This is a genomic window from Paenibacillus sp. F411 (assembly GCF_017582705.1).
Taxonomy (GTDB): Bacteria; Bacillota; Bacilli; order Paenibacillales; family Paenibacillaceae; genus Paenibacillus_AQ; species Paenibacillus_AQ algicola.
On record NZ_JAGFIP010000003.1, the window covers coordinates 106656 to 125744 of the forward strand.

Consider the following 19089-nt stretch of genomic DNA (forward strand, 5'->3'; position numbering starts at 1 on the left):
GGCTAGAGCTGAACCGCCTGTCCTGCATCAAAAAAGTACAGCCATTTCTCCTGAATCGGTTCGCCCAGAATTTCCTCCAGCGCCTTGGCGTACAGCTCCAGCTGGAATCTGTACTGCTCCTTCAGAGCTTCGATCCCGCCCCGCTGCTCAAGGACCTTGTCTGTTTTGTAATCCAGCAGGATAAGCCGCTCATCCTGCCGGAACAGGCAGTCCACAACCCCTTGAATCAGGACACATTCTTCCTGAAGCAGCTCCTGTACGTGAAGAGCATCCTTGACAGGCCCTGATGCCGGATCCGGGAGCAGATACGCCTCCGTCGCGGGGAGCGCATAAGAAAACGGCATCTCCCGCCACACCTGGCTGGCCTGAAGCAGCATTTCTCCTGCCGAAGAGGCAAGCATGTCCACAATATCCTGCGGTTGAACTGCCTCCGCCTGCTCCCGGGTAATCAGCTCCTTGTCTGTGAGCTGATTCAGCAACTCTTCCACGCCAGCTGAATCCAGTCCAGCTACCAGCGGGACATGCTGCATGACAGTATGGTACACCGTCCCCCGCTCGGTAGGCGTCAATTTGTAATCCTCCATGAATTTAGGACGTCTCAAGCTTAAGGTAAAGCTTCCGGCCTGATTTCCGTTAGAGCCTTCCTGCTGCAGTGCTTCCTCCGCCCATTCCCGCGGTGGATGCTCCTGCATCGCCAACTGCTTCTTCATTTCGGTTACTGACGTTTTGGCGGCAATGCCGGACGCCGCCAGATATGGATACTTCCAGCTAATCCGGCGATACAGCTCCTCTCTCATCTCTTGAGGACTCTGGCCGCTCTCCCATGGAATGTCCTGTACCGGCTCCAGTCTGTTCAGAGCCGCCTCAATCCCTTCCCGGCGCTCCTGCTCTGCACTGCCCGGACCCTCTGCTGCATGACTCTGGTGCCGGGGTGCGCCGGTCATAAGATACTCATCCGATTTCACGGTGATGCTCCAGGAGTCAGCACCTGGAAACAGGTCGGCATGCCCCGTTTCCGGCAGCTCCGCCGCCTCCCTCAGTATGGCTGCCGACGGATGCCGAAGAATTGCAGGTCCAATCCAATCCATGTAGCTGCGGCCTCTGGCCAGCATATAATCCGGAAGAAGCATACCATGGACGCTGTCCACCTGAGACCAGTCCTTGATTTTGTTCAGCAGCTTCTTCACGGTACCGATCAGTATGAGCTTCTCTTTCGGGCGCGTCAGCGCCACATAGAGCACGCGCATCTCTTCAGCCAGCAGCTCTAAATGCGATCGGCGCCGGATGGCCAGATTAGGCAGCGTAGGATATGAAACCCGAAGCTTGCCATCCACATACTTCGGCCCGAAGCCCAGCTCCTTGTGCATCAGGAAGGCGGCATTCAAATCCTGCTGATTAAAGTTCTTGGAAAGCCCGGCCACGAAAACAACCGGAAACTCCAGCCCTTTGCTTTTATGAATGGTCATGAATCGAACTGCGTTACCTTGGCCTTCATCCTTGCTGCCAGCCCCTAAATCTCCGCCGTTATCGCGCATCCGGGAAATAAAGGTCAGAAAGCGGAACAGCCCTCTGGAGGAGGTATCCTGCTCATACTGCACCGCCCGGTCATAGAGCGCCGTCAGGTTACTCTGGCGCTGGCTTCCTCCCGGGAGTCCTCCCAGCCAGTCAAGATACCCGGTTTCACTGTAAATTCTCCAGATTAAATCACTCAAGCTGCCATGCCGCGCATCCAGCCTCCAGCTTTCCAGCCGATCCCGGAAAGAGATCAGCTTGGCAGCGAGTCCGGCCGACAGCTCCGGCTGCGGTGCCGGTTGTCCCGGACCTGGCTTCACGCCTTCCGCCGGCTGCGCACCGGACAAGCTCTGGCCAGCCGCCGCTTCAGCCGTACCGGACAGCTCCAGCCCAAGATTCCAGCGCCCTGCCGCAAGCCCTGCTGTGCCTCCCGGCGCTGCCTCCATCGTCGCCTGCTCTAAGGCTGCGCTCAACGCATCATAATAAGAGCCGGCTGCAAAGAGTCGCACCTGGGCCAGCTCTTCCTCTGTCAAGCCTACGATGGGTGAGCGAAGCACCGAAGCCAGCGGTATATCCTGCCGGGGATTGTCGATCACCCGCAGCAGCGACAGCATAATTTCGACCTCGATGGCCTGAAAATACCCCCGATTCTGCTCTCCTGAAGCCGGGATGCCCTCCTGAACCAGCTCCTCCATCATGAGCGGCGCCCACACGCTTGCAGAACGGAGCAGAATGACGATATCCCCGTACTCCACAGGTCTCATCGCTTTTTTCACTTTGTCAAATACTAGCAGCGGCTTTCCGGTGTCTCCCATCATCTCCCGGATGCGTACAGCGATGGCTCGCGCTTCCAGCTGCGCGGTTTCCATCTCCTGACGCTCACTTTCTTGCGCAGGCATGCCTTCACCGGCATCACTCCCCGCAGCATCCTCTAATCCCCTAGAGGAGCCCGAAGAGTCCGCATTCTCCCTGTCAATCAGGAGCAGCTCAGGCGTATGCATCCCGGAGGGAGACGCGGCATTCTCTGATTCTTTTTCCACTGCGGGAAAAGCAGCGCCACAGACGAGCTCGGCACGGGAATCATATTGAATCTCCGCCACCGATTCGTTCATAATCTGCCTGAACAGCATATTGACTGCATCCACAACCTCCATCCGGCTGCGGAAATTTCGAGCCAGATCAATGCGGGCTCCCTGTCTTAATTCAGCTTCATCCGCCTCGTTTACCGAAGCATAGGTTTTGTATTTATCCAGAAATAGTCCCGGCTCTGCAAGCCGGAATCGATAGTAGGTAAGCCCCTCGCGCCTGATTTCATCTCGGAAACAGGTTTCAAAGAACTCCCCTCCGAACCGCACGTACTTGTCTCCAAGTATACGGCTCTCCACTTGTCATGTTGACCAGATATCCAGTGACGTTTAACGCGCAGCATCAGACCAGCCGGGGTCCAAATCCGGGTCAGCAGCAAGATATGGTGAATGAGTCCGGGGAAATCCTCCCCTATGAAAATACAAGACTCTTCTCTCCCCATTCCTGCTCTGAACCGGGACCCCCCAGGATCTTCCTTCTTTAAGCTTCTCCTTCACCCGGGAGGTGCTGGACTGATATTTATGAGCCAATGTCGCCAAGCAGCTATACTCCATTACATAGCTCAGCTGCTGCAGGTACGTGCTCACGTTGACCGCCATTTGGTAAAAATGGTACAGCCCGCGCAATCGCACATTGTACCATGCCACAATCTGAGCGTCCGGACGATGAAGAAGTGCTGGAGCATGAAGCATCCTCCAGGATTTATCGTCTATATTCTTTACCAGCTTGTGTTTGGAGACAAAGCGCCGGACTGTGTCCTGCGGCATATAAAGCTCTATGGTTCCACGGTCTGTGCTGTATGCATTTTTGAAGCCTGTTTGAGAGTTCCAGCCATTCTTCAGCCTTAGAATATGCCCTAGAAAACAAACGCCGTCCGAGGCATGAGCCACCTGCGTTACTCCGCCTGGAAGCTTCAGCTCGCGGGAGATGAACGCCTTCATCTCTGCTGCAAGCGCTGTGCAAGACTCCTTGCTGCCCCACACAGCAGTGACGAAGGTATCCCCGTACCGGATGCAGTAGATGCGGCCCGGACCCGGGTTTGGATTGGAGCTGATCCATTGGTCAAACGGATGCCAATAAATATTGGCAAGCACGGAGCTGAGCGCACCGCCCAGCGGGGTACCGCTATAGGTCCTGCCATGCTTCCAATCCTCCAGGTACCCGGCTCTCAATAGCTTCCAGATTAGCCGGATGAACTTCGCATCGTCGATTTTGTCCTGCAGCAGCGAGATCAGCTTATGGCGGGAGAAGTCTGTGCAGTAACCCCGGATCTCCCCTTGAATGAGCCACGGTGCATCCTTGAAATGCAGCTTCGCTTCCTGCAGTGCCGTATGGCAGCTGCGGTTCGGTCTGAAGCCATGGCTGGAATCCTCAAATAGAGGCTCATATATTGCGGTCAGCAGCAGCCTGCAAATTTCCACAATCAGCCGGTCCGCATAGGCAGAGGTGACTAGAAACTCCGGTTTGCTGTTCTTGTTGGCACCCCCAGCTCGATTTACCGGCTGCGGCTGATACGATTCATCTCTCATTCCTTCGATGATCCCGTTAATGTCTTCTATGCGGGGCCGGACAGCTCCGTTACCCCCGCGGCCTGCGACCTGGTCCTCCTTCGCATGAAGGAGATCATAGGCTCGCACATAGAAATCGGGATTATAGAAATGACGATACAATCGTTTATATACATAGTCAGGCTTTTCACTGGATATTTTGGTCAATAGGTATAAAGCTTCGCCAGAATTCATGGAGCCTTGCGCTCCTTTCCGCAAAATGTTATACCGACAAGCTGCCTTCCTTCGCCATGTAACAGGCTTTCCCTGTCGCGGACTACTACGAAGGCTCCGTTGCCTTATGGGATATTCCATCCTCTGCAGGATATAGCCGTCTCTGGCATTCCCACTTAGGCAATCCCCATTTAGTCACATCGGTCCAAGCTTGATAAGTTGCCGGATGGTCCTTTCGTCCGTTCCACCTGTTCAGGTGTGCGCCAGCGCTTGAGTAGCTCTCGGGTATTTCCTCGAATTATAGCATTTATGAATTCGAAGTGCAGGGCAGCGGCTTGGTTTTTCGCTGTCCATAGCGCTGGGGCAGGCAGCTAACATTCCTGCCGGGAAGCATGGCCCCGCTGAGACTAGACTTGAAGCAGTATAGCTTTCATCCTCATACTTATCTTAATGTCTCGCCGCTCAGTCGTGACGGGTTAGCTCGTCAACTTGCGACTTTCCCAACATGCTGCACTCCCCTTCCGGTTTCCCTTCCGGATGAGTTGGGTGACATGGCCTTCATACCCTCGAAGACCCCCCGGCTTAACGGGGAAAACCGATGCCCCTTATGGGCGCACAATGCTCTGCTTTACATCACCGACCATAAATCGGTTGCCAGGCCCCTCTCTTGAAATCAGGCGAACGATTTCCTCCTGAACGCTGTTCGTATCCTGATATTCATCCAGCAGCACCTCGTCGAACTGGCTCTGATATTCCAGCGCCGCGTCGGAGGGCTGGGTATGCCCGGGTGTGGAAGCCTCGTGTCTGAGAATTTGCAGACAATAATGCTCCAAATCGTTGAAATCCACCGTGCTCTTAGACGCCTTGGCGTGCCTGTACCGCTCCGCAAAAGCAATGACGGTATCCACGAGCTCCTCCATCACTGGCGCCGAAGCATGCAGCTCCTCCAAGAACTGCTCTGCCGTGCGGCCGAACAAGGAGGTTTTGAGCTCTGTCACGATCTTTTTAACAAGGTCTCTCAGATTCTTGACCCGCTCCTGCAGCTCCGGCAGCACCTCGCTCTTCTTGACCGCCTTCAGCTTCCCGAACACTCCCTGCTGAAACACCGCATACAGCTCTTCCCACGGAGTGCTGTGCAGCGCATCGGACAAAGCATGAACCAGCTGCAGATCATCTTCCAGCGTACTCATATACGCTGCCGGACCACCGGGCGCGGATGCCGCCTCCTTGGCTTGTTCCAGCAAGCTCGCCGCTCCGGCGAGGGCCAGCCTGGCATCCGCCAGGATGCTTTTCACCCAAGGCGTCGCTCCCAGCGCCGCTGTGTCCTTCAGGGAGAACGCTGCAGCTGTGTCCCGCAGCCACTCATCCGGCCACGGATGGCTCCGCGAGAAATCATACAGACGCTGAACAAGCTGATAGAGGGCGTCATCGCTTCGCTCTCCACTGAACCAGTCAGCCAGCCGGAGAAACTCTCCCCCGTGCTCGGCATCGCCGTATTTCTCCTCAAACAGCTCCTCCAGTACGTCCTGACGGAGTAAATCCGCCTCATGCTCGTTCAGAATCCGAAAGCCCGGATCCAGCGGTATGAGCTGATAATAACGGCGGATCACCTCCATACAGAAGGAATGCAGCGTAGTAATGGATGCCCGGCCCAGCATGGCCAGCTGGCGGCGAAGATGCTCACGATCCGGAGCCTTCTCCAGCTCCCGCTCCAGCGCCTCGCGGATCCGCTGCCGCATTTCGGCCGCAGCGGCCTTCGTAAACGTTGCTACGAGAAGACGATCTACGCTGAAGCCGGCCTCCTCGTTGATGACTTTTTTAATAATGCGTTCAACCAGTACTGCCGTCTTGCCGGAGCCTGCTGCAGCGGCAACCAGAATGTCATTCCCGCTCCTCATAATCGCCTGCCACTGATCATCGCTCCACATGCTGCCTTCCGGCTTGCTCATCACTGCATTCACTGTGCATCTGCTCCCTTCTCATGGCCCAGCCATTCCCAGATTTGATCCTTGCCCGGCTTCTTCAGCAGCTGATATTGATTGCCTTCCATGCTTTCATCAAACTGGCAAACCGGCCGGTAAGAGCAGTACGTGCAAGCCGTTTCCTGCTGAATCCGGTAAGGCTCAATCTTTACTTCGCCGCCTGTAATCCTTGAGCCAATGCTGACGATATTTTGCCGGACTGTCTTCAGCAGGCTTTGCCATTGCTCTGGATCTGCGACAGCAGCGCTGCTATAGAAGCTTCCATCGGCTTTGACGGCGACCGGGATGATGGAGGAGTGACCCTTCTCCAGTCCTGCATCCATGAGCGAGACCGCCTCCCGGTCAGCCAGCAGCAGCCCCTTCATCTTGAAACGCTTCAAAAGCTCCTCGGCCGCCTGATCCGCAGTCAGCCCGTTAGGAGACTGCAGAACCGGATCATGGACGTGGAAATACAGTGTCCCGGCGGGCAGTGCGCTCTCCCCCAGCCAATCCTCGGCAAAAGTAAGAAGAACATCGAGGTAGGTGAGCATCTGCAGAGAAAGGCCGTAATACACCTCGTGCAGCTTCAGGTCCTTCTGGCTGGATTTATAGTCAATCACCCGCAGCAGCAGTCCGTTCTCACTGCGCGCCATATCGACACGGTCAATCCGGCCAATAATTTCCATTTCGACGCCTCCCGGCAGCTCAAAACGAAGCGGAGGAATGTCCTTGCCCGGTCCGAAATCCAGCTCCAGCCCGACCGGTTCAAAGCTCCCCCGTCTGGATTGCTCGCCCAGAATGATGGAGGCCCGCCCCACAATGCTCTTCAGCTTTCGGGAAATATAGCCGTAGCGCTTGGAGCTGAGCAGAATTTCGCCCTGCAGCTTCGGTGCCAGACGGTCAACGGTCGCTTCTGCTTCCCGCAGACATTCCTCCGGACTCAGATCGCCCCAGCTTCGCTTCTGCTCCCGAAACCGGGAAGCCATATCGCTGAGCGCCGCATGAAAGAGCTGGCCAATATCAGGCGCCTGAAGCCGGTATGTCTGCCTCTCGGCAAGCTTCAAGCCGTGAGAAGCAAAGTGGGAAAATGGACAAGCCACAAACCGCTCCATGCGGGAGACGCTTGAACGAATACGGCTGCCATACAGTCTGCGGCTCGTTTCGGCCTCCAGCTGGGCGGTCTCATTCCTGTAGGAGAGCGAGGAGAGCTGCTGGTCCAGCTGGCTGCGCCAGGCCGGACTTCTCGCATACCAGTTATATACCTCCCACCAGAGCGGCGGGAGCGGCTCCCCGTGTTTCCAGTCCCGCAGCCGTGCGGTCAGGAAGGCAAGAGATCGCATCTCTCCTGCTACGAAGCCGGACTGCTCCTGCGATGACATTCCGCCATGCGGTCTTAACGGCAGCACGGCCTCCTTTAATGGGAACATGCCCTTGATATGCCGGATCAGCTCGGATGGCAGCAGGGTCTTTCCTTCCTGATCAGCAGATGGATAGCTGATCCACAGCTGCCGGCTGGCCGTTGTCAGCGCCGAGTAAATAACAAATCGCTCATCCAGCAGCCGGCGTGAAATATTGGGTGCAAGCTCCATCCCGGATGCCTCCAGCGTCACCCGCTCCTGCTCGGACAAAATGCCGTCATCCTGGAACTGCGCCGGGATCACACCATCGTTCACACCCAGCAGAAACACATATTTGACATCTCCGGTCCGCGTCCGGTCCATCGTGCCCACGAGCACTTGATCTAAAGCCGGCGGCACGAGGGCCAGCTCCAGCTCCGACAGACCGGTATCCAGGATGCCGGCAAAGGCCTCGGCGCTAAATCTTTCGCCCCCCATCATCTCCACAATCTGATCCAGCACCTCCAGCACTGCGCTCCATACCTGGCGATGCTCCCGGGCAGCTTCCGGCCTTCCCTCATTCAGTGCGGCGCGGCTCATCAGCTCCAGCTTCTCGGGAATCATGGCCTCCTCCAGCAGGCGGAATACCGCTGTACATTTGTCCTTCGCGGTGGCGCCCTGCTTCAGCCTCTTGTCAAAAGCTTGCAGCGGAACGGTAACGGCCAATCGGCACTGCTCAATGAGCTGCAGACCTTCCTCCCGGCGCGACCGTCCTTCATCCTCCAGCGAAAGGCTCGGCATGCCTCGCCACGGCTTTCCGTCCGTCCACCGCGTGCCATGAATACCGCTGGCCAGAACGTGATTCTCCAGCCGGTCCATATCCTCGCGTGACAGGCTGCCATCCAAAGGCAGCAGCAAATCCGTCTTTATGCAGCGGAACACATCCTCGTACCGCCATCGCCGCACCGCAACCTCCAGCGCGGAACGGATAAACTCTACGAGCGGATGATGCAGCTCATTTCGCTTCTGATCCAGGAAATAAGGAATGCCGTAATCACGGAACAAGGGACCGATGAGAAATTGATAATCTCCCGGATTGCGGGTCAGAACAGCCATATCCCGATAGCGGGCACCTTGCCGTGCAAGCCGGAGCATTTCCCGGAGCGCCCCTTCCACTTCGGCCCGGCGGTTCCCCGCAGCATAGAGCTTGATGCCCTCTGGCGGGCTGCTTCCGCTCCACTTTAGCCTGCGGTCAAAGCCCCGTTCCAGATGCGCCAGCGCGGGGCTGTCCTTGAAGCGGGGGAGCTGCTCTGCGTCCAGCACCGTATGCTCCACGTCCAGCCCTGCCTCGCCCGCCGCTCCCCGCAGCTTGCTGTACGTTACCGCCGTGGGATGAAACAGATCCAGCTCATGAGGAGTCATTCCTTCCGGGTAAGGCTTGTCCAGCGTCAAGGCGATGGTCACCGAGCGGGCATGGTTCATCAGCTCCCGCAGTACAATATATTCCTGGGGAGTAAATCCGTTAAAGCCGTCAATCCACAGGTCCGCGTCCCGGATATAGGAGGATTCCCGGACACAGTCTGCAAGTGCAGCCAGCGTATCCTCATCGTCCTTGTACAGCGGAGCCATCTCTTGCTCGAAATCCCGATACACCGCCAAAATATCCTCCAGCTTGCGCCTTAGCAGCGGCGGGCTGGTACTTGTGGACGCCATCTGCTCCAGCTGCTCCTGCACACAGGAGGCATCTACGCAGTAGCGCTTCATCTCGGTATACAGCTGGCTGAGCTTGCCAACAAAGCCGAGCTGCTCCCCGGAGGCGCCGAACAGGTTGAGCTCATCCTTGCGCCTTTGAATAATTTTGTACAAGAGCATGCGTTTGCCCTCTTCACCGATCACCACTTTCGCCGCTCCGCCAGTTTCCTGCATGACCCGATACGCCAGGCGGCGGAAGCTGAGCACCTGCGCCCGAAGCGAGCCCCGAACGCCCGGAGCAGTCACGAGCGCATGCTCTGCATCAAATGAGCCCTGCTCGGGCACGAGCAGAATCAAGGGGTTGCCCTGCGGAGCTTCAGCAAGGCGGCTGGCTATTTCCTCTCTCATCCGGGTGCTCTTGCCGCTCCCGGAACGGCCGATCAAAAAACGAACTGACACAGGCAAGCCTCCCATTCTATACTGTCTGTTTTCCTCGTAAAATACTGTCTATCATTATAGCATACATGCCTCTATCAAGAACATGTGTTTGGATAACACTGGCAGCTTTGAAATGATAGGAAGTCTAGGGGGACCGTATGCATAACAGTATCGCAAGGAAGCCCAAAAAGCCGGAAGGGACTGCTCCCTACCGGCCTGAACGCAGGTCTTATCTATGCATTGAAATTGCTGAGCAATTATACGTGACAGCGAGACTACTTGCTGCGAACCTCAAAGACGGCAAATTTCAGGTAATGCCCTTCCTCCACGCCGAGAATTTGCGGGTGGTCCTTGCCGGCGGCGCGCCATTCCACCAGACGCAGCTGCTTGCCCGCATCCTGCGCGGCTTCGTGGATCGTCTCCAGAAACAGCTCCGGCTTCATATGATAGGAGCAGCTTGCCGTCACCAGATAGCCTCCCTCGTTCACCAGCTTCATCCCGTGAAGATTGATATCCTTATAGCCGCGGCAGGCCCCTTTAACCGCTCCGCGCGTCTTGGCGAATGCAGGCGGGTCCAGAATGACCACATCCCACGTTCGTCCTCCCCCGGCCGTCAGCGGCTTCGAGGTATCCACCTTGCTTCCTTTTGCAGCCCGCTCATGGCGTTCCTCGCTCCCCTTTACCTGATTACGCAAGTATTGAAAGGCATCATCCACGACGAATTCCACGCGGTCCTCAAAGCCGTTCAACTCTACATTTTCACGGGCGCTCTGGATGGCATGCTCGGAAATATCAAGGCAGGTCACCTTCTTGGCCCCGTACTGACAAGCATTCAGCGTGAAGCTCCCGGTATGTGAGAAGCACTCCAGCACCGTTGCTCCGTCCCAATACGGAAACGTCACTTCTTTTCCACTTCTGTTTACGGGCACCAGCGTCTCTTGTCCATCTATGTCTCGACTCTGAAGCTGAATGCCGCTCCGCTCTCCCCAGCCTGTCATCAGCGGTGCGATCGAAGCCCGGTTCTCACGCTGATCAAAGAAATATCCCGTCTTCTGACCTTCCTCAATGTCGACCTTGATCTGAAGTCCGTTCTCCAGGACGGTGACATAACGCGGACATTCCCCGTACAATGCGCCCTTACGCTGCTCCAGCCCCTCCAGCTCCCGCACGGATACATCGCTGCGCTCATAGATGCCCTTTGGCTGCATAACCTCGATCAGTGCCTCTGTAATGGCTTCCCGGCAGCGATCCATTCCGAGTGTCAGCAGCTGTACCACCAGCACCTGATCAAAACGGTCCACAATAAGACCCGGCAGATAATCCGCCTCTCCATACACCAAGCGGTACGCATGATCTCCCTTCAGGAAGCGCTCCCGATGCTTCAGACAGTCCTGAAAGCGGGAAATGAAAAACTCCTTGTCCATAGCCTCCAGCGGCTGGTAGGACAAGAGGCGTACGGTAATTTGCGAGCTCGGGTTGTAATACCCGCTACCCAGGAATCGTCCCTGGTGGTTCAGCACCTGTACGACGTCACCGGCGGACGGAGACCCTTCTACCGAGGCAATCTCACTTTTGAATATCCACGGATGTCCCTGCTCCAGCCTTTTTTTTCGATTACGATCCAAGATCACGCTTGGCATGCTTGATTCACTCCCTGATTTCCTGAATTCATAGTCATTCCTTGAGCTAGAAGACCGCACCGGACAAACCCTGCATGTCTCCCCGCCATTGTTCATATATTCTCAGTACTTACTCTATAAAAAAGGAGAGCTCTCTGTTGCTTCATTCCCTGTGGTTTCCCATGCTGTATGGGCTCGCGCTGTTCTTGTTCGGCATGAAGGTGATGGAGGCCGCCTTGCAGCGCTGGACCGGCCCGCGCCTTCACCAGTGGCTCCATTATGCCGCAGCCACGCCGCTCAAAGGCATGCTGACCAGCGCCGGGCTGACGGCTTTGCTGCAAAGCAGCACCGCTGTCACCGTGATTACGATTGGCTTCGCCAATGCCGGCCTGCTTGGTCAGGCCGGCATTCTCGGCATCATTCTCGGCACGAACATCGGCACAACGCTGACCACAGAGCTGATCAGCCTGAACATCGGTGCGGCTGCCTTCCCCCTGCTTCTGATCTCCCTGCTCATTTGGGCAGGAAGCATCATCTGGAACGAGATGGTTCTATCACGCAGCTCTTCTCCCTGGCTCGGTCGCCTGGAGCAGCTGCAATTTCTGTGCCTGGCCGTTGCCGGCTTCGCCATGGTACTGCTTGGCATTACGGTTATGCAGTCCATCGGCAAGCCGCTTCAGGAGATGGGCGTCTTCGCCTGGTTTCTGGAGCAGGCAGAGCGAAGCAGCGGCTGGGGGATTCTGGCCGGCGCCATGCTGACTGCACTGATGCATAGCAGCGCCGCCGTTGTGGCTATGACCATGAGCCTTTGCCTCAGCGGGGCATTGCCGCCTGAGCTTGGTGTCGCCATGGTGCTCGGCTCTAATGTCGGCACCTGCGTGACCGCGATCCTAGCTGCAGCAGGAAGCACTCCGGCCGGCAGGTTCGTTGCCGGCTCCCATCTTGCCTTAAATATCGGGGGCGTTATATTGTTCGCTCCCTTGCTGCCGCTGCTGACACAGGTCTCCGGTCAGCTTGCAGGCGACCCGGCGGGGCAGATTGCCCATGCCCAGACGATCTTCAACGTGGTCTGCTCCCTGCTCGCTCTGCCGCTTTGCTATCTTCCGGTCTGGAAGAAAGCAGCAGCCTCTTGACCTATACCTCGATGTTCAGAAGAGACAAGGCTCTCCGCAGAATAGGATCATTGTTCCTGTAGCCGTTGCTCTGCTGCCTGCTCCAGGCCTGCAGCGGCTCGTACCATTCCACACCGTTGATCTCTTCCAGCTGGGGCTTCAGCGCCCCTCCCGAAGCCTCTACCAGATAATAGTGGACTTCTTTATCCACCCGGCCATACTGGGGATGATTATACGTATAAGCAATAATATCGACCGGCGACACGATTCTCCCCGAAATTCCGGTTTCCTCCAAAATTTCGCGCAAAGCCGTCTCCTCTACGGTTTCTCCTGCTTCCATTTTGCCCTTGGGCAAAGATATTTTGCTGTAGCGGTCCTGAATAAGCTGAATTTGCAGATAGCCGTCTACCCGGCGATACACCACGCCTCCCGCAGAAATTTCCTTCCGGTTCATGTCTGATTCCTCCTTCATGTGCAACAAGGATTCCACTTCCTATTCGGAAATGAAATCCTTGTGATCAGGCTGTTGCTTACTAGGCTACAAGGCTGCTGCCAATCCGTTCTCGTGGACGCTGATCAGCTCACCCTGGCACTCATTAACACCGGCTTGAGTAATTTGAACCCGGCACAGTTTCCCTTCCAGCTCTGGTCCACCGTCGAACACGAGCTGCAGGTAATTGTCGCTGTAGCCCTGCATCTTGCCGCCCGGTCCGCCCTTGTATTCACGCTCTGGAATCACCTCAACAATGCGGCCGACAAACTGCTCGGCATAGGCCAGCTGCAGCTGCTCGGACAGATCAATGAGCTCGTGGACTCGGGCGTTCTTCACCTCGTCCTCCACCTGATCCTCCATCCGCGCCGCCGGCGTACCGGTACGCTTGGAATACGGGAAGACGTGCATTTCCGAGAATCCGATCTCCTTCATGAGATTGTAGCCGTTGCGGAACATCTCATCTGTCTCGCCAGGGAAGCCGACAATCACATCAGTCGTAATAGCCAGCTCTGGCATCGCTTCGCGAATGAGCTTCATTTTGGTCAGGAACTCTTCGGTGGTGTACTTTCTCCGCATCCGTTTCAAGACGGTATCGTCTCCGGCCTGCAGCGGAATGTGCAGATGGCGGCACATTTTGGTGGAACGCTTCAGCACGTCCAGCACCGCATCGTCAATCTGGCTCGCTTCAATGGAGCTGATCCGGATGCGTTCCAGCCCCTCCACCTTGTCGAGATCCCACAGCAGGTCAGACAGGCGGTAGTTGTCGAGATCATCACCGTAGCCGCCCGTATGAATGCCGGTCAATACAATCTCTTTATAGCCGGCATTCACCAGCTGCTTCGCCTGCTTAATAATGCTGTCCGCATCACGGCTGCGCGACAAGCCGCGGGACCATGGAATAATGCAGAACGTACAGAAGTTGTTGCACCCATCCTGGATTTTGAGGAACGCACGGGTCCGGTCAGCGAAGTCCGGCACATCCATCTCCTCAAACACCCGGGTCTTCATAATATTGCGCACGGCGTTGATCGGCTGGCGGGTCTGCTCGATTTCATGCACAAACTGCATGATCTTGTCGCGATCCTGGTTGCCGATGACAAGGTCTACACCAGGAATGTCGAGAATTTCAGCCGGCGAGGTCTGGGCATAGCAGCCCGTAACCGCGACAATGGCATCCGGATTGCGACGGACCGCCCGCCGGATCATTTGCCGGCTTTTCTTATCTCCGGTATTTGTAACATGGCAAGTATTGATCAAATAAACATCAGCGGTTTGTTCGAAGTCCACTTGCTCGTAGCCTTCATTTTTGAAAAGCTGCCAGATGGCTTCGGTATCGTAAAAATTGACTTTGCAACCCAACGTATAAAACGCTACGGATGGCATATTCAAACTCCCCCCATTTCACCAAATTCATACAGCGCACAGGCCAGTGCGGTCATCCCCGCGGTCTCCGTGCGTAAAATCCGCCGGCCAAGGCCGACGGTCGATGCTCCCGCCCCCTCGGCCTCCCGGCATTCCTCTTCCGTAAAGCCGCCCTCGGGACCGACCACGATCAGCAGGCTGACAGGCTCATCCCCGATCAGCTTCTGCTCTGCAAAAGGCAGGAGCACGTCCCGCAGCTGCAGGCCCTCCTCCTTCTCATAGCAGAAGCAGACCAGACTGTAGCTGGAGAACGCTTGAAGCAGCTTCTTCCAGCCCACAGGCTGCTCTACTCCGGGAACCCTGTTCCGATGAGCCTGCTCCGCAGCCTCCTTCGCAATCTTGCCCCAGCGCTCCAGGCGCTTCTGCTCTTTCTTAGCATCGTATTGAACGATGGTCCGGCTGGACAGAAAAGGCAGAAATGACACGGCCCCGAGCTCGGTGCATTTCTGGATCACCAGCTCCATTTTGTCGCCTTTAGGCAGGCTCTGGGCAATGGTCACCTTCAGTCGAGGCTCGCGGGTCATCGCCAGCTCCTCTACTACCCTTGCTCTTACACCGTCCTGCTCCAGGCTCTCGATGGCAACGCGCGCTTCACGGGAAATCCCGTCACTGACAATCAGGACATCCCCCGGCTTGCCTCTCATCACTTTTGAAATATGTCTCGCATCCTCACCCGTAATCCATACCTGCTCTTGCTGGAACTGCGCGGGTGAAATGAAATATCGCTGCATCGTAAACCTACCTTTATGGATTCATATTCAGGTCCATTGCTTCAGGCCAAAACGCCAAACTTCATCATACCTCTTTTGCCCCGTCATGACCAGTGAAATCTATGAGATTTTAGCCGCCGAACAACGCTGTAAACAGATTCAGGAAGAACACAGACAAGCTGTACGCTGTCTCATACATCGGGCGGATCGTGTAGTTTTGAAACCCGGGAATCAGAATAATTAATAAAAAGACCAGAATCGACCATTGCTCCACGCTTTGCAGCTTTGCCCCCACCCGCCGCGGAACAAGCTCTACCAGGATCCGGTATCCATCCAGCGGAGGAAGCGGAATCAGGTTAAACAGAAACAGAAAGAAATTCAGCACAATAAAGGTGTCAAAAAAGATATGCACCGCATCCACTGCCCGTTCATTGCTCATTGCATCAATGGCACCAAGCTGATACAGCGCTCCGTAGATCAAGCAGCCGGCGATGGCGAGCAGCAGATTACTGAGCGGCCCTGCCGCCGATACGATGACGCTATCCCGGCGCGGGTTCGAGAAGTTCGCCCGGTTTACCGGAACCGGTCTGGCCCAGCCGAAGCCGGCAATCAGCAGCAGGAAGATGCCAAGAAAGTCGAAATGCACCGCCGGGTTCAGTGTCACCCTCCCCAACAGCTTGGCGGTAGGGTCACCCAGTTTATTAGCGAAGTAAGCGTGAGAAAATTCATGCACCGTAAATGCAATGATCAGGGCAATCAGGAAAAAGGGCAGCCTTTCCAGCGGATAAAACAGCAGTTGATCGAGAAATTCCATCGCTACCTCTTCCTCGCTACGAACGCAACCCAGTCATCCTCGCGGTTCATATCCGCAATGTCAAACCCGGCCTGAATCAGCGCTTTCTCTACAATTTCAACCTTGTTCTTGTAAATTCCGGAGGCGATGTAGATCCCGCCCGGCTTCAGTGCTGCGTAGACATCGTCCACGAATAACAGAATCACCTCTGCCAAAATGTTCGCAACCACAACCTCCACCGGAGGCTTTACCGCAAAGCCCTCTGCCATTTCGCTGCGCTGAAGTACAGAGAGCAGATCGCTTTCCACGACCGTAATCTGGTCCTGCATTTTGTTCAGCTGCGAATTCTCCTTCGCGCTGGATACCGCAACAGGATCCAGATCCAGGGCCAGGACGTTCCTGGCGCCCAAATGCACAGCACCGATTGCCAGAATTCCGGAGCCAGTGCCCACGTCGATGACGGATTCTCCGCCTTGAATGACCTGCTCCAGTGTACGCAGGCACAGTGCGGTGGTCGGATGCGCTCCCGTTCCAAAGGCCATGCCGGGATCCAGCTCAATAATGCGCTCCTGCGGGGCTGGCGTATACTCTTCCCAGGTGGGCTTGATCACCAGGCGCTCTGACACAGCGATGGGCTTGAAATACTGCTTCCAGGCTGTAGCCCATTCATCCTCGTGGACGCTCCGGTGTTCAAAGGCCGCCGGCCCGGCATCAATACCGAACTGCGCCAGCTCATGGATCCGCGGCTCCAGCTCCTGCTGAACCGTTTCCAGACTGACGTCCTGTGAGAAATACCCTTTAATCACAGCTTGTCCTTCCGGGATATTATTAAACGGAATGACCTCATCATACCATTGCCCAAAGGTGGTATCCCGCTTGCGTTTGGTAACGGCAGACTCTTCAATCGAGACCCCTCCCGCTCCCGCTTCATGCATAAAATTCGAAATCATCTCCACGGCCTGCTCCGTGGTATGTATAGTCAATTCGTGCCACAGCATATTTAACAGAGTCCTCCTCATATTTACATAAATTATATTGTACTATATGAAGGACCCTGTGCACAAAGGCAGCTTTACCCGTATGAATCCATAAGCAGCAACAGCAAAAGGCTGCTCCGCCAGGAACAGCCTCTTGCTGTCGAAGACAATGTGTTGCTTTACTTCAAGCCGTGCTCGTGATGATCAAACATTTCTTTAACCTGGCGCTTGTCTGCTGCCTCACTTCGACGAATCGCTTCCACATCATCCCGGTCCGCTTCCAGCGCCGAAAACTCTACATCCTCATATTTTGCCGATTGCAATGCAATTCTTTTCTGTGTCTGGTCTGCGATTCTTCCCAGCTTGACCCTTCTCATCATGCCATGCCTCCTGTGCTTGGAATATAAGTGTGATTCTTGGTGATCCACAGCAGCTTTCCGCAGCTATACGTAGCCCCCGGCATCCTCAACGATTTTAAGTGCCTGATGATGGACGCCCTCATCGACCACAACTGTAAGTAAAATATCCCGGCCGCGAAGCCCATCCTGCTCGCCGGCGCTCATGCCGCTCTCGGAAGGTCCTGCTGCACCCAGGATGCCGGCAGACAAATTGCTCAGTGCCGCATCCGGGGTATACGCGTTCAGGCCGGACAGCCCGCCGCCGATCGCATTCGTCATGCCGCCCATCTCTTCACCGGGCTCTGTGCTGAACCGGTCGATTGACAGATCAGCGACACGCAGAGCGTGCAGCTTCGCCGCGGCTCCTTGGGCCTGTTCCGGGGTATTAAAGTACGCCAGAATGTTTTTTTCAGCCATGAGTATTCACCTGCTTGTTCTATGATTGTTCCTTTCTAGATTGTGTAAGCGGGTCTTCAATTATTCGATGAGGAAGAGCATTTCTCTCCCCGGTTCAGCACCAAAAGAGCCGTTCCCTGCAGCCAGGCTGCCTTGGAAACGGCTCTTCACAAGATCAATGATAGGACTTTGACTTCCATCCCGGCCGCTAAATGGCCTTAGTCCCCTCTAAACGCTCTCTTCACACGGTCAAAAAAAGACTGCTCATGCTCATGGGTCTGCTCCCCGTCAAGCGAAGCAAATTGACGCAGCAGCTCCTTCTGGTCGTCACTGAGCTTGCTTGGCGTTACGACCACGACCTTGACATGCTGATCGCCCTGGCCCATGCCGCGCAAACGCGGAACTCCCTTGCCCTTCAGGCGGAAATACGTGCCGGTCTGGGTTCCGGCTGGAATTTTCAGCTTGACCTTTTCCGTTAAGGTAGGGATTTCCATCTCGTCTCCCAGTGCCGCCTGCGCAAAGGTGAGCGGAATCTCGCAGTAGATGTCGTCGCCCTCACGCTCAAAGAAATCATGCGGCTTGACGCGGATTACGATGTACAGGTCTCCGGCAGGTCCGCCGCGCAAACCGCCCTCCCCTTCACCGCTCATCCGCAGCTGAGCGCCATCATCTACACCGGCCGGAATACGCACGTGAATCTTGCGCTGCTTCTTCAGCTTGCCGCTGCCGCTGCAGGTGCTGCATTTTTCCTTGATGATCTGGCCGCTGCCGCTACAGTTCGAGCAGGCACGGCGGTTCACCATCCGCCCGAACGGCGTATTCTGAACCACCTCCTGCTGACCCGAGCCATGACACACGCCGCAGGTCTGCGGCTTCGTACCCGGCTTCGCGCCGGAGCCATGACAGGTATCACAGGACTCGGTACGCGGAATGGTAATGTCGCTTTCTTTACCAAACACCGCTTCCTTGAATTCAACCGTCATCGTATATTGAAGATCATTCCCCCGCTGCGGAGCATTGGGATCACGACGGCCGTTACCGCCGAAGAACATATCGAATATATCTCCGAAGCCGCCAAAGTCGCCGGAGAAGCCGCCCCCGCCCATTCCCTGGTTCGGATCGATATGGCCGTATTGGTCATAGCGTGCGCGATGCTGATCATTGCTCAGCACGTCATACGCTTCTTTAACTTCCTTGAATTTGGTCTCGGCGTCATCTGCCTTGTTCACGTCCGGATGGTACTGGCGCGCCAGCTTCCGGTACGCTTTCTTGATTTCATCCTCCGAGGCATCCTTCCCAACGCCAAGCACCTCGTAATAATCTCGCTTTTCAGCCACGGTTCCACCCCCACTCACGGTTTGTACTGCTGGACATAAGGAAAGTCAAAGTGCGGGACTCGCGCTTTGACTTTCCCAATAGACT

General features: G+C 55.9%; 13 protein-coding genes and 1 pseudogene. 1 reads left to right on the forward strand and 13 read right to left on the reverse strand.

What is annotated here, in order from left to right:
- Positions 1-2: 2 nt before the first annotated feature.
- The 5 genes and pseudogenes from JJQ72_RS04645 to JJQ72_RS04665 all read right to left on the reverse strand — a co-directional run bounded on the left by JJQ72_RS04645 (position 3) and on the right by JJQ72_RS04665 (position 11387).
- Positions 3-2867, reverse strand: a complete 2865-nt coding sequence (locus tag JJQ72_RS04645) for a 3'-5' exonuclease (protein WP_347880719.1) — start codon at positions 2865-2867, stop codon at positions 3-5.
- A 60-nt stretch (positions 2868-2927) separates the two neighbouring features.
- Positions 2928-4340: a reverse transcriptase/maturase family protein gene (locus JJQ72_RS04650; RefSeq protein WP_208202926.1), complete on the reverse strand. Its 1413-nt coding sequence runs from the start codon at positions 4338-4340 to the stop codon at positions 2928-2930.
- Positions 4341-4930: 590 nt separating this feature from the next.
- Positions 4931-6268, reverse strand: a pseudogene (locus tag JJQ72_RS04655) (UvrD-helicase domain-containing protein); the annotation flags it as partial.
- An 8-nt stretch (positions 6269-6276) separates the two neighbouring features.
- Positions 6277-9768, reverse strand: coding sequence for a helicase-exonuclease AddAB subunit AddB (addB, locus tag JJQ72_RS04660; RefSeq protein WP_208202927.1), 3492 nt, complete (start codon positions 9766-9768; stop codon positions 6277-6279).
- A 254-nt stretch (positions 9769-10022) separates the two neighbouring features.
- Complete coding sequence (locus JJQ72_RS04665; protein WP_208202928.1) at positions 10023-11387, reverse strand: class I SAM-dependent rRNA methyltransferase; 1365 nt, start codon at positions 11385-11387, stop codon at positions 10023-10025.
- A gap of 137 nt (positions 11388-11524) precedes the next feature.
- Between JJQ72_RS04665 and JJQ72_RS04670 the strand changes: the two genes are divergently transcribed.
- Positions 11525-12499, forward strand: a complete 975-nt coding sequence (locus JJQ72_RS04670; RefSeq protein ID WP_208202929.1) for a Na/Pi cotransporter family protein — start codon at positions 11525-11527, stop codon at positions 12497-12499.
- Position 12500: 1 nt separating this feature from the next.
- Here the strand turns inward: JJQ72_RS04670 and JJQ72_RS04675 are convergent, their stop codons facing one another.
- The 8 genes from JJQ72_RS04675 to dnaJ form a co-directional block, all read right to left on the reverse strand.
- Positions 12501-12932 (reverse strand): NUDIX hydrolase, encoded by a 432-nt coding sequence (locus tag JJQ72_RS04675; RefSeq protein WP_208202930.1) that lies wholly within the window; start codon positions 12930-12932, stop codon positions 12501-12503.
- 84 nt (positions 12933-13016) lie between these two features.
- Entirely contained in the window at positions 13017-14354 is a 1338-nt protein-coding gene (mtaB, locus tag JJQ72_RS04680) for a tRNA (N(6)-L-threonylcarbamoyladenosine(37)-C(2))-methylthiotransferase MtaB (protein WP_138225229.1), read from the reverse strand.
- A gap of 2 nt (positions 14355-14356) precedes the next feature.
- Positions 14357-15124 (reverse strand): RsmE family RNA methyltransferase, encoded by a 768-nt coding sequence (locus tag JJQ72_RS04685; protein ID WP_208202931.1) that lies wholly within the window; start codon positions 15122-15124, stop codon positions 14357-14359.
- A 109-nt stretch (positions 15125-15233) separates the two neighbouring features.
- On the reverse strand, positions 15234-15917 hold the full coding sequence (locus JJQ72_RS04690; RefSeq protein WP_138225227.1) for a site-2 protease family protein: 684 nt from the start codon (positions 15915-15917) through the stop codon (positions 15234-15236).
- Positions 15918-15919: 2 nt separating this feature from the next.
- Positions 15920-16894: a 50S ribosomal protein L11 methyltransferase gene (gene prmA / locus JJQ72_RS04695; protein ID WP_208202932.1), complete on the reverse strand. Its 975-nt coding sequence runs from the start codon at positions 16892-16894 to the stop codon at positions 15920-15922.
- 158 nt (positions 16895-17052) lie between these two features.
- Complete coding sequence (locus tag JJQ72_RS04700) at positions 17053-17253, reverse strand: YfhD family protein (RefSeq protein WP_138225225.1); 201 nt, start codon at positions 17251-17253, stop codon at positions 17053-17055.
- A gap of 63 nt (positions 17254-17316) precedes the next feature.
- A complete protein-coding gene (locus JJQ72_RS04705; RefSeq protein ID WP_138225224.1) occupies positions 17317-17688 on the reverse strand; it encodes a hypothetical protein in 372 nt (123 codons plus the stop codon).
- Positions 17689-17885: 197 nt separating this feature from the next.
- Complete coding sequence (gene dnaJ / locus JJQ72_RS04710) at positions 17886-19004, reverse strand: molecular chaperone DnaJ (RefSeq protein ID WP_138225223.1); 1119 nt, start codon at positions 19002-19004, stop codon at positions 17886-17888.
- Between the last annotated feature and the right edge of the window lie 85 nt (positions 19005-19089).